This window comes from Chromobacterium sp. CV08, from assembly GCF_051129845.1.
Classification (GTDB): Bacteria; Pseudomonadota; Gammaproteobacteria; order Burkholderiales; family Chromobacteriaceae; genus Chromobacterium.
On the sequence record NZ_CP150453.1, the window covers coordinates 2254840 to 2267356 of the forward strand.

A 12517-nucleotide genomic window follows, 5' to 3' on the forward strand; every position below is an offset into this window, starting at 1 on the left:
TCACCGGATTGGTTTTTAAAAGTCGCCGCTGTTGCGGCGACTTTTTTATTTCATCGTTGCGGCAACAGGCGCGAGACCAGCGGCGACAGCAGGCGGTTCAGCCGCGACAACAGCCGGTGATGCGCGTCCAGCCAGTTCAGGTCCATGTCGTGGCGGGCATAGGAGCGGTCGCCGCGCGGGGGCTGCGAGCGGCCGTCGGCCGTCGGCGAGCCGGGTTCGAAGTAATAGCCCGGGCACGGCAGCGTGGACGGCAGCGTCAGGCAACCGCTCTCCTCGACGCACATCGTGAAGAAGCGCGGCCCGACGGTGACGGCGGTGCGCATCGCCGGCGAGTCGCGCAGCTTGGCCGGCAGCGCCGGATCCAGCGGCGCCGACCGGCCGGCGGCCAGGTTGGCGTGCACCGTCGCCCACAACGGATGGCCGGGCGCGCTGCCTATCAGCGCGTTGTTGAAGCCGTGGGTGCGCGACAGGATCAGGCTGTGTCCGGGCAGGAGCGGGGCGATCGGGCGCAGGTTCTCGATGTCCATGTCGATGTAGAAGCCGCCGTAGAGCGCCAGGAACAGGTAGCGCGACGCGTCTATCCGCTGGATGTCGCGTTCGAAGGCGGCGTAGCGGGCGGCGAACCACGGATAGTGTTCGTCGACCAGCGCCTGCAACATGGCCGCGTCCCACAGCGTGAACTCCCAGTCCGGATGATTGCGCATCCAGGTCTCGCGGTAGCGGCGGTATTTGTCCGGCAGCGCCGCCGCGCCCTGATACCAGATCTGGTGGATGCGGCGCGGAATCCCGGCGTCTTGTTCGATGATGAAGTCGTTCATGAGAAGGTCGCTCCGCCGTCTATCGCGATGATGCGGCCGTTGAAGTAATCGCATTCGACGATGAAGCGCAGCCCCTGCCAGATTTCGTGCGGCTCGGCCATGCGCCGCAGCGGCACCTGGGCGATCAGTTCGTCGCGTGTGGCCGGCGAGAGGCCGGCCGCCATCGGCGTGTCGGTCAGTCCCGGCGCCAGGCCGGCGACGCGTATGCCGAACGGCGCCAGCTCCAGCGCCCAGGTGCGGGTCAGCGCGTCCAGGCCGGCCTTGGACGCGGCGTAGTTGGACTGGCCGGGATTGCCGGCGCTGGTGACCGAGGATACGTTGACGATCAGCGCCGGATCGCTGCGGCCGGCCTCGACGCGGGCGGCGGCGAATTCGCGGCTCAGCAGATAGGGGGCGGTCAGATTGGTCTCCAGCACCGCCCGCCACTGCGCAGTCGGCAGCTTGCGGGCGAAGCCCTCGACGTCCAGCCGGACCAGCCAGCCGTCGCGCAGGATGCCGGCGTTGTTGACCAGCAGATTGGCCGGTTCCGGGCCGTCCGACACCGTTTTCAGCAGCGCGCGCACCGCCGTCTCCTGGCTGACGTCGAGCACGGAGGCCTCGATGGCGCCGGGCAGGCCGGCGGCGTCCTGTTCCAGCTGGCGCAGGCCGGCGGCGTCCAGGTCGACGGCATGGACCCGCGCACCGGCGCGGGCCAGCTCCAGCGCGAAGGCGCGGCCTATGCCGCCGGCGGCGCCGCTGACGATGGCGTTGATGTGTTCCAGTTTCATTCTGCGGTTTCCGTGTTGGTGGTTCTTTGGGCGGCGGCCCGGCGCAGCGCTTCGCGCTCGGCGTCTGACATGCCGCGCAGTTTCAGGTAGACGGCGGCGATCTTGGCGGCCACGCCGGGCGACGCTTCGCGCTCGGCCAACAGCGCGGCCAGCGCGCGCGGCGTCTGGGCGTGGAACACCGCCCGCAGCGGCAACTCCAGCCGGAAGATCTTGTTGACGCGGACGTGGATGCGGGTGGCCAGCAGCGAATGGCCGCCGAGGTCGAAGAAGTCGTCGTCGGCGGCGACGCCGACGCGCTCGAACACCTCCTCCCAGATCGCGCACACCGCCTGTTCCAGCGGCCCTTGCGGCGCGGCGCCGGCGGCCGGGGCGACGGCCTCGGCCGGGTCGGGCAGCGCCTTGCGGTCCAGCTTGCGGTTCGGCGTCAGCGGCAGCGCGTCCAGCGTGGCGAACAGGCTGGGCACCATATAGCCGGGCAGGGCGGCGGCCAGTTCGGCGCGGACGCGGCGCAGCGCGGCCGGATCGGCCTCGTCCCCGGCGCGCCAGGCGCCGCTGTCGTCCGGCAGCAGATAGCCGACCAGGCGGGCGTTGCCCTGGCGGTCGCGGCGTATCGCCGCGGCGGCCTGGCGCACGCCGGGCAGCAGCCGCAGCCGGGCTTCCACTTCTTCCAGTTCCAGCCGGAAGCCGTTCAGCTTGGCCTGGCCGTCCATCCGTCCCAGCACCCGCACGCCGCCGTCGTCCCTCAGGCAGGCCAGGTCGCCGCTCCGGTAGACGCGGGCGCCGGGCCGGCCGGCCAGCGGATCGGGACGGAAGCGCGCGGCGGTCTGGGCCGGCTGGCCCAGGTAGCCCAGCGCCAGGCCGTCGCCGCCTATCTGCAGTTCGCCGGCCAGATGCGGAGGCAGCGGCTGGCCTTGATGGTCGGCGACCCACAGCGTGGTGTGGCGGATCGCGTGGCCGGCCGGCGGCGGCAGCTCGCCGCCGTCGACGCGGTGCACGGCCGACCAGATCGTCGTCTCGGTCGGGCCGTAGACGTTCCACAGCGTCAGGCCGGCGTCCAGCAGCGCGCGGGCCAGGTCGGCCGGCAGCGCCTCGCCGCCGCACCAGGCCCTGAGGCCGGCCGCCGGCCGCCAGCCAGCCTCCAGCAGCATGCGCCAGCCGGCCGGCGTCGCCTGGATCACGGTGGCGCCGCGGCGCGCGGCCTCGGCGGCCAAGGCCACGCCGTCGGCGCCGACCGAGGCCGGGGCGATGGCGAGGCCGGCGCCGCAGGCCAGCGGCAGCAGCAGCTCCAGCGTGGCGATGTCGAAGGACCAGGTGGTCAGCGACAGCAGCACGTCGTCCGGTCCCAGGCCCGGTTCGGCGGCGAAATGGCGCAGGATGTTGGCCAGCGAGCGGTGGGCGACCTGCACGCCTTTCGGCCTGCCGGTGCTGCCCGAGGTGAACAGCGTGTAGGCCGGCGTCTCCGGATGCAGCGCGTCGCCGGGCAGCGGCGCGTCGGCCTCGTCGTCGACGGCCGGCGGCAGCGGCGCCGGCAGCGTCAGCCGCGCGGCGTCGGCCGGCCAGTCGGCGTCGACGCCGTCGTCGACGATGATCAGGTCCGGGCGGGCGTCCTCCAGTATCGCGGCCAGGCGCAGCGGCGGCAGCGCCGGGTCCAGCGGCAGGTATTGCGCGCCTGACCACAGCGTCGCCAGCAACGCCGTCAATGCGCGGGCGTCCGGCGGCAGCGCCAGCGCCACCGTCGAGCCGGGGCCGACGCCGCGGGCGGCCAGCCGGCGCGCCAGGGCCCGCGACCGCGCCATCAGTTCCCGGTAGCTCAGGCTGCCGTCGGCCGCCGTCACCGCGATCTTGTCCGGATGGCGCCGCGCGGCGTCGGCCAGCATGCTCAGCGCGGTGTCGCCGGACACCGGCGAGAAGGGTGCCGGGGCCTGAGGCTCCGCCAGGCTGAGTTCGCCGACGCGGGCGGCGCCGGCGGCGATTTGCGACAAGAGCCGAGGCAGCGCCCAGAGCAGCGCCTCGGCGCGGGCAGGCTCGAGGCGGGCGGCGTCGAAAGCGCAGTCCAGCGCGATGCCGTCCGGGCCCGGCTTGACGTACAGCGTCAGCGGGTAGTTCGACTGCTCGCGGGCCGAGGCGGCGCCGACCCGCAGTTCCTGGGCGTAGCCGCCGACGGCGGCGTTGATCGGGTAGTTCTCGTAGATCAGCACCGCGTCGAACAGCGGCTGGCGGGCCGGCAGGCCGCTCCAGCGGTGGATGTCGACCAGGCGGCTGGTCTCGAACGGCGAGAGCCGGCCCTGGCTGTCCTGCAGGCTGTGCAGGAAATCGTCCAGCGGCCGCGCGGCGCCGCAGTCGGCGCGCAGCGGCACGGTGGCGATGAACAGGCCGACGGTGGACGCTATCGCCGGCAGCGCATCGGGGCGGCCGGCGACGGTGACGCCGAAGACCACGTCGTCCGCGCGGCCGATGCGCGACAGCGCCACCGCCAGCGCGCCCTGGAACAGCGTGTTCAGCGTGAGCCGCCGCGCGCGCGCCGTGCGCCGCAGCGCGTCGGCCAGTTCCGGCGCCAGCGTCAGCGTCAGATGGCGCGGTTCGGGCGCCTTGCCTGCCGGGATCAGGCCCAGGTCGGCGTCGGCGGCGTAGCCGGCGAAATAGCCGCGCCAGAAGCTTTCCTGCGCCGCGGGATCGCGCCGGCCGCGCAGCCATTTGACGAAGCGGCCGAACGACGGCGCCGGCGGCAGCGCGGCCGGGCGGCCGGCGCGCAGGCCGCTGTACAGCGCCAGCATCTCCTCGAAGATCACCGCCATCGACCAGCCGTCCAGCAGCGCGTGGTGATGGGTCCAGACCATGCGCCACGGCGCGCCGCCGCGGGTCAGCAGCGCGACGCGCAGCAGCGGCGGCGAGCCGAGGTCGAAGCCGGCGGCGCGGTCGTCGGCGAGGAAGCGCTCCAGCTCGGCCTCGCCGGCCAGCTCGACGACGGAGAACGGCAGCCTGGGCGCGGCGTGCACCCGCTGCAGCGGCGAGGCCAGGCCTTCCCAGGCGAAGCTGACGCGCAGCGCGTCGTGGCGGGCCAGCACCTGGCCCCAGGCCTGTTCCAGCAGGACCGCGTCGACGGCGCCGTCCAGCTCTGCCACCACCTGCTCGATGTAGACGCCGGCCGGGCCGTCCTCGTCCTCCAGCCTGCTGTGGAACAGCATGCCTTCCTGCACCGGCGTCGGGTCCCACAAGTCGACGATGTCGCCGTGGCGGCCCAGCGCCGCCGGCAGCGCGTCCTCGTCCAGCGTCGCCAGCGGGAAGTCGTCGGCCATCAGCGCATCGGCCGCCGCGTCGGCGTCGAGCTGCAGCAGCGCGAGCAGCTTGTCCCGCATCGCCTGGGCCAGCGCTTCCACCGTTTCGCGCGGCAGCGCGTCGCGGCCGTAGTTCCAGCGCATCGACAGCCGTCCGTCGTTGACCAGCGCGACGATGTCGATCAGCCGCGGACGCAGGCCGTCCGGGTCTTCCATCGCGCCGACGGGCTCGGACGCCGGGGCCAGCGGGCCGTCGGCCGGCAGGCTGCCGTCGAACTGGCCCAGATAGTTGAAGGCGATCTGCGGCTCCGGCAGCGCGGCCAGCCTGCGGGCGTCGGCGTCTCCGGCCAGGTGGCGCAGCGCGCCGTAGCCGGCGCCGCCGGCCGGCACCGCGCGCAGCGCCCGCTTGGCCAGCCGCAGCAGCCGCTGCGGCGAGGCGTCGGCCAGTCCGGCCACCGCCAGCGGATACATCGCGGTGAACCAGCCTACGGTGTCGGAGACGTCGAGCGCGCCGCCGTCGCGGCCGTGGCCCTCCATCGTCAGCGCCAGCGCGTCGGCGTCCAGCCAGTCGCGCAGCGCGCCCAGCGCCGCCGCCAGCAGCACCTCCTCGGCGCTGGCGCGCAGCGGCCGTCCCTGGCGCAGCAGCGCCGCGGTCGGGCCGGTTTCCAGCACCGCCTCGACGGTGTCGGTCGCGCCGTAGCGGTTGCCGTCCTCGGCCTCGGCCGACAGCGGAACGCGGGCCGAGGCGGCGACCAGCTCGGCCTGGCCCAGCCAGTAGGCGCGCTCGCCGGCGTCCGGCAGCGCGTCCCGCCGCGCCAGCGCCCAGTGGCCGAAGCCGGCGCGAGGGGCGGACGGCCGGCCGCCGGCGAGCAGCCGGGCCAGGTCCTGCAGCAGCACGCGCCAGGACACGCCGTCGACGATCAGGTGGTGTATCACCAGCAGCAGCCGGCCGGCCTCGCCGGCGCCGAAGTCGAAATGGACGGCGCGCAGCAGCGGGCCGTTTTCCAGATCCAGTCCGCGCTGGGCGGCCTCGGCCGCGGTCTCGACGGCCTCGGCGCGCGCGGCGGCGGGCAGCGCCGACAGGTCGACGCATCGCAGCCAGCCGGCGTCCTCAAGCGCCTCGGCCGGGGCGTAGCGCTGGAACCAGCCGCCGTCGTCGCGCGCGAAGCGCAGCCGGAAGGCGTCGTGGGCGCCGGCGAGGTCTTGCAACGCCCGCCGCAGCGCGGCCGCGTCCATGCCGGCGGCCACCGTCAGCAGCAGCGCCTGGTTCCAGTGGCCGGGCCGCGGCAGCGTGTCCAGCCTGTCGAAGAACCAGCGCTGGGCCGGGGTCAGCGGCAGCGCCCGGCCTGCCGCGATGTCGGGCAGCGCGGCGGCCGGCGCGGCTTCGCCGGCATGGGCGGCCAGCTCGGCCACGGTCGGGTGGCCGAAGATGTCGCGCGCAGCCAGCGTCAGGCCGGCCTGGCGGGCCTGGGCGACGATCTGCAGACCCAGTATCGAGTCGCCGCCGAGCTGGAAGAAATTGTCGTCCAGCCCGATGTCCTCGCGTTGCAGCACCTGGCGCCAGATAGACGCCAGCGTCTTCTGCCGCGGCGTTTCCGGCTCGCGGCGCGGCGGCCGGGCGGCGGCCTCGTCGGCCCGCGGCGCCGGCAGCGCGGCGCGATCGGTCTTGCCGCTGGCGTTCAGCGGCCACGATTCCAGCGCGATCAGCTGGGCCGGCAGCATGTAGTCCGGCAGCCGGCTGCGCAGCGCGTCCATCAGCGCGGCGCGCCAGTCGCCGGTCTCTCGGCCGGCCTCCAGCCTGACGTAGCCGGCCAGCTTCTCGGCGCCGGACGGGTCGCGGTAGCCGGCGACGGCGGCCTGCAGCACGCCGGGGCAGGCGGCCAGCCTGGCCTCGATCTCGCCGATTTCGACGCGCTGGCCGCGCAGCTTGATCTGGCCGTCGGCGCGGCCCAGGTATTCCAGCACGCCGTCGGGCAGCAGGCGGACGATGTCGCCGCTGCGGTAGAGGCGGCTGCCCGGCAGCGTCGACAGCGGATCGGGCACGAAGCGGCCCGCGGTCAGCGCCGGCCGGCCGTGATAGCCGCGCGCCAGGCCGGGGCCGGCGATGTACAGTTCGCCGCACACGCCTGCCGGCACCGGATTGAGGCGGGCGTCCAGCACGCGGAAGGCCATGCCGTCTATCGGCCGGCCCAGGCCGACGGCCGGCGACGGCTCGGCGCCACGGACGTATTCGGCGCTGGACGCGTCTATCGTCGCCTCGGTCGGGCCGTACAGATTGATCAGCGGAATGTCCAGCGTCTGGTGGAAGCGCCGGACGGCGGCGGCCGGCAACGCCTCGCCGCCGGCGAACACCCGGCGCAGCGAGCGGCAGTCGGCGAAGCCCGGCGTCGCCAGCAGCACCGACAGCAGGCTGGGCACCAGTTGCAGCACGGTGACGCCGTGCTCGCGCACCGCGCCGACCAGGTAGTCCGGATCGCGGTGGCCGCCGTCGGCGGCCAGCTGCAGCCGCGCGCCCTGCATCAGCGGCGCCCAGAACTCCCAGACCGAGGCGTCGAAGCCGACCGGCGTCTTCTGCAGCACCACGTCGTCCTGGTCCAGCGGGTAGCGGCCGTTCATCCACGCCATGTGGTTGTCCAGCGCCGCGCGGCCGACGGCGACGCCCTTGGGCCGGCCGCTGGAGCCGGAGGTGAACAGCAGATAGGCCAGCGCGTCGCCGTGGACCGTTGCGTCCGGCAGGTCGCCGGCGGGTTCCGGCGACTGCGCGTCCAGGTCCAGCGCCGCGCAGCCGGGCGGCAGGAAGGCCGGCTCGCCCCGGCAGATCAGCAGGGCCGGCGAGGCGTCCTGCAGGATTTCGCGGCGGCGCGCCTCCGGCTGGCCGCGGTCCAGCGGCAGGTAGGCGGCGCCGGCCTTCAGCGCCGCCAGCATCGCCACCACCAGCTCCGGCGAACGCGGCAGGTCCAGCGCGACGACGACGTCAGCTCCGGCGCCCAGCGCCCGCAGCCGGCGCGCCAGGCTGTCGGCGAGGCCGTCCAGTTCGGCGTAGCGCAGCGGTGCGCCTTCGCCTGCGACGGCGACGGCGTCGGGCCGGCGGCGGGCCATCGCCGCCACCGCTTGCGGCACGCCGACGATGTCGACGCCGGCCGAGGCGCCGCTGAGCGCCTCGGGAGCGCCGACGCCGGCCGGCATGTCAAGGCAGCAGGCGTCCGGATCGCGCGCTAGCGCGTCGGCGAAGGCCAGGTACAGGCCGGCGATCGACGCTATCTGCGGGTCGGGGAAGGCGGCCCTGTCGTAGGAGAAGCCCAGGCCGATGGAGCCGTCGGCCTGGCTGACGCTGAAGGTGACGGCCAGCGGGATGTCGACCGATTCCTCGCTGGCGGTGTCCAGCATTTCCAGGCCGGCATCGCCGGCGAGACCCTGGTAGATGTGGAAATCGACGTAGTTGAACGAGGTTTCGAACAATTCGCCGCCGGCCAGCTTGCGGATCTCCGCCATCGGGAAATGGCGGTGCGGCAGGCTGGCGCCCTCGGCTTCCATCGTCGTCTTCAGCAGGCCGCGCCAGCTGCCGCCGTCCAGGCGGACGCGCAGCGGCAGCGTGTTCAGGAACAGGCCCAGCGCCTCGGCGCCGTCGGCATCGGCCGGGCGGCCGTTGCTGACCAGGCCGGTGACGATCTCGTCCCGGCCGCACAGGCAGGCCAGCACGCGGATGTGCAAGGCCAGCAGCGCCGTCTTCAGCGGCATGCCGCCGTCGGCGGCCAGCCGGACCAGCGCGGCGGCGTTTTCGGCCGGCAGCCGGACCTCCCGCTTGCCGACCCGCGCCTTGCCGGTCGGCGCGATCCGCTGCGGCCAGCGCGGAATCGCCGCGGCCGGCGGACCGGCCAGCTGGCCGCGCCAGTATTCGCGCTGGGCGGGATCGGCCAGCGCCGCCTGCTCGGCGGCGATGAAGCCGCGCCAGACATGGCCCAGCGGCCGGCCGGGGGCCGCCGGCCCCCGCAGTCGTTCGAACAGGCGGGTGGACAGCGTGGCGACGCTCCAGCCGTCCAGGATGGCGTGGTGCACCGCCAGCGTCAGCTGCCAGACGTCGTCGGCCAGCCTGAGGCAGCCCACGCGCAGCAGCGGCGGCCGCTCGGTGTCGAAACGCCGCTCGGACAGGCGCCGCACCTGCTCGGCGACGGCGTCCTCGCGGGCTTGCTCGTCCAGGCCGCGCAGATCTTCGTATTCCAGCGCCGGCGCCGCGTCGCGCCACACCAGTTGCAGCGGCTGGGAATAGCCCGCCAGCGCGAAGCCGGTGCGCAGCGGCGCGTGTTCGCGGCCCAGCTCCGCCAGCGCCTCGCGCAGCCGAGCCGGGTCGATCCGGGCGCGCAGCCGGTGCGAGAACACGTCGTGGTACAGATTGCGGCCGTCGTCGTATTCGTTGTGGAACAGCATGCCGGCCTGCAACCGGGCCAGCGGCATCGCGTCCTCGACGCCGGCCGGCAGACGCGCGCGGTCGGCGGCCGAGATCAGCGAGAACGGCGCGCTGGCGGCCGGGGCGGCGACGGCCTCGCCGCCGTCCAGCGCCGCGTCCAGCGCCGCAATCGTGCCGTGGCGGAAGATGTCCTGTATCGTCAGCGGGCAGCCGTTCTCCTTGGCCAGGCCGGCGATGCGCACGCTGCGTATCGAGTCGCCGCCGAGCGAGAAGTAGTTGTCGTGCACGCCGACGCGCGGCAGGCCCAGCACCTGCTGCCAGATGCCGGCCAGCAGCCGCTGCCGTTCATTGGCCGGCTCGACGTACGGGGTCTCCAGCGCCGAGCGCGCGCCGTCCGGCGCCGGCAGCGCCTTGACGTCCAGCTTGCCGTTGACGGTCAGCGGAAAGTCGGCCAGCGCGATGAAGACGGCCGGCGTCATGTGGGCGGGCAGCCGCGCGGCCAGGTGGCGGCGCATCGCCTCGGCGCCGACGGCGGCCGGCTCGTCTGCGCGCAGATAGGCGATCAGCCGCGCCGCGTCGCTGGCCCCGACGGCGGCGACATGGACGTCGCGCACCGCCGGGTGGCTCAGCAGCGCCGCGCGGACCTCGCCGAGCTCGATGCGGAAGCCGCGTATCTTCACCTGGTGGTCGATGCGGCCGCAGTACAGCAGCTCGCCGTCGGCATTGCGCCGCGCCAGGTCGCCGGAGCGGTAGCGGCGGGCCGGGCCGCTGCCGGGGAAGCGCTCGGCGTTCAGTTCCGGGCGGTTCAGATAGCCGAGGCTGACGCCGAGGCCGCCGACGTGGATCTCGCCGGGCGCGCCCGGCGGCACCGGGTGGCCGAAGGCGTCCAGCAGTTCCAGCGACAGGTCGTCCAGCGGCTCGCCTATCGGGCTCAGCTCGCCGCCGGCGGCCAGGTCGGCGGCGACGATGCGGCGGAAGGTGACGTGGACCGTCGTCTCGGTGATGCCGTACATATTGGCCAGCCGCGGCGCGTCGTCGTCGTGCCGCCGCAGCCACGGTTCCAGATCGGCCAGCCGCAGCGCCTCGCCGCCGAAGACCACCCAGCGCAGCGCCGACGGGCGCGGCAGCGGCGCGGCCGCTTCGGCGTCGATGGCCAGCTTGAACGCCGACGGCGTCTGGTTCAGCACGGTGACGCCCTCCCGGCCCAGCAGCGCGACGAAGGCGGCCGGATCGCGGCTGACGGCGTGCGGCACGACGACGCTGCGGCCGCCGTGCAGCAGCGCGCCCCACAGCTCCCACACCGAGAAGTCGAAGGCGAAGGAGTGGAAATAGCTCCAGACGTCGTTTTCGTCGAAATGGAAATGGCGCTCGCTGGACGCGAACAGCCGCAGCACATTGCGCTGCGAGACCAGCACGCCCTTGGGCTGGCCGGTGGAGCCGGAGGTGTAGATGACGTAGGCGCCGTCGTCCGGCTTCAGGCCGGCCGGCGGCAGCGGCGCGGCGCCGTCGTCGGCGATCCGCTCGATCAGCAGGCAGGGGGCGGTGTCCGGCAGCCGCTGCCGGCATTCGGCGTCGGTCAGCGTCGTCAGCGCCTGGCTGTCGGCCAATTGGTAGGCCAGCCGTTCCGACGGATAGTCCGGGTCCAGCGGCACGTAGACGCCGCCGGCCAGCGTGACGCCCAGCATCGCGGCAATCTGGCCGGCCGAGCGCGGCAGGCAGATGCCGACGCGGACGCCGGGCGCGACGCCGGCCCGGCGCAGGCTGGCGGCGATGGCCGCGGCCCGCGCCAGCAACTGGCGGTAGCTCAGCGAGAGCGGACCGTCGCTGACGGCGACGCGCTCGGGGAAGCGGTCGGCGGCGGCCAGGAAGGCCGAGGCCAGCGTGTCCGGCGCGTCGCGCCAGGCGACGGCCGGCGCCGCCGCCGGTCCGGCCGGGCGGACCAGGCCCAGTTCGCGCAGCGCCGCGTCCGGCCGCGCGGCGATCTGCCGCAGCAGTTCCAGATAGCCGTCGGCCAGCGCCGCCGCCGCCGGCTCGTCGATGCGGGCGCGGTCGAAGCCCAGCTTCAGCGTCAGCGCGCCGTCGCCGGGCACCAGCGTCAGCGTCAGCGGGTAGTGGGTGCGCTCGTCCTGGCGGACCCCGGAGATGCTGAAGCCCAGGCCGTCGGACGGCAGCGCCTCGCCTATCGGGAAATTGTCTATCGCCACCAGCGTCTCGAACAGCGGCTGCCCGCGCGGCACGGCGCTGCAGCGCTGGATTTCGGCGAGGTCGCAGTGCGACAGCGACTGCAGCTCCAGTTGTCGCCGCTGCACTTCGGCCAGCCATTGCGGCAGCGCGGCGTCGGCCGGCAGCGGCAGCCGCAGCGGCAGCGAGTTGATCAGCAGGCCGACGATGCCGTCGGCGCCGGGCAGGTCTATCGCCCGTCCGGACAGCGTGACGCCGAAGGCGACGTCGTCCTGGCGGCTGTAGCGGCCCAGCAGTATCGCCCAGGCGCCCAGGAGCAGGCTGCCCAGCGACACCCGGCAGCGCTCGGCGGCGGCGGCGAGATCGCCGCCGGCGTCGTAAGCCAGGCGCGCCTCTATCCGGCCGACGTCGTCGCCGGCCAGCGCGCCGGGCAGGGCCGGGCGGTCCAGGCCCAGCGGCGTCGGCGCCTCCAGGTCGCCGACGGCGGCGCGCCAGTAGGCGTCGGCCGCGGCCGCGTCCTGGCGGCCCAGCCAGCCGACATAGTCGGAAAACGGCCGCGGCGGCGGCGGCAGCGCGGCGCCGGACAGCAGCGCGAAATAGTCGCGCATCAGTATCGGCAGCGACCAGCCGTCCAGCAGGATGTGGTGGTGGCTCCAGATCAGCCGCCATTCGGCGGGGCCGTAGCGCAGCAGCGTCAGCCGCATCAGCGGCGGACGGTTCAGCTGGAAGCCGCGGCGGCGGTCCTCGTCCAGCAGCGTCTCCAGACCTTGTTCGCGCTCGGCCTCGCCGGCGTCGCGCCAGTCGTGCACGGCCAGCGGGACCTTGCTCTCTTCGAACACCACCTGGCGCGGCTCGGTCTGGCCCTTGGTGACGAAGGCGGTGCGCAGTATCGGATGGCGCTGGGCCAGCCTGTCCAGCGCGTCGGCCATCGCCGCCGGATCGACCTCGCCGTCCAGCCGGCAGATCAGTTGCTCGAAATAGACCGGGGAGCCGGGCGCGAACAGCGTGTGGAACAGCACGCCGCGCTGCAGCGGGGTCAACGGCAGGATGTCTTGGATTTTCAGTGTCATG

Annotated in this window: 3 protein-coding genes; all 3 read right to left on the reverse strand. The window is 74.1% G+C overall.

Annotated features, from left to right (window positions below):
• Window positions 1-50 precede the first annotated feature (50 nt).
• From WNM05_RS10775 to WNM05_RS10785, 3 genes are read right to left on the reverse strand one after another with little or no spacing between them, the layout of a single operon-like run.
• The gene (locus WNM05_RS10775) at window positions 51-818 is read right to left on the reverse strand and encodes a glycosyltransferase family 32 protein (protein WP_434634915.1); all 768 of its coding nucleotides are present in this window, start codon (window positions 816-818) and stop codon (window positions 51-53) included.
• Window positions 815-1585, reverse strand: a complete 771-nt coding sequence (hmlD, locus tag WNM05_RS10780; protein ID WP_434634918.1) for an SDR family oxidoreductase HmlD — start codon at window positions 1583-1585, stop codon at window positions 815-817. Before hmlD ends, WNM05_RS10775 begins: the two co-directional genes overlap by 4 nt.
• Window positions 1582-12516, reverse strand: coding sequence for an amino acid adenylation domain-containing protein (locus tag WNM05_RS10785; RefSeq protein ID WP_434634919.1), 10935 nt, complete (start codon window positions 12514-12516; stop codon window positions 1582-1584). Before WNM05_RS10785 ends, hmlD begins: the two co-directional genes overlap by 4 nt.
• Between the last annotated feature and the right edge of the window lies 1 nt (window position 12517).

What these genes read in the sequence shown, in the direction of transcription:
- WNM05_RS10775 (WP_434634915.1), bottom strand. Translation starts at nt 818, where the DNA reads ATGAACGACTTCATCATCGAACAAGACGCCGGGATTCCGCGCCGCATC.
- WNM05_RS10785 (WP_434634919.1), bottom strand. Translation starts at nt 12,516, where the DNA reads ATGACACTGAAAATCCAAGACATCCTGCCGTTGACCCCGCTGCAGCGC.
- hmlD (WP_434634918.1), bottom strand. Translation starts at nt 1,585, where the DNA reads ATGAAACTGGAACACATCAACGCCATCGTCAGCGGCGCCGCCGGCGGC.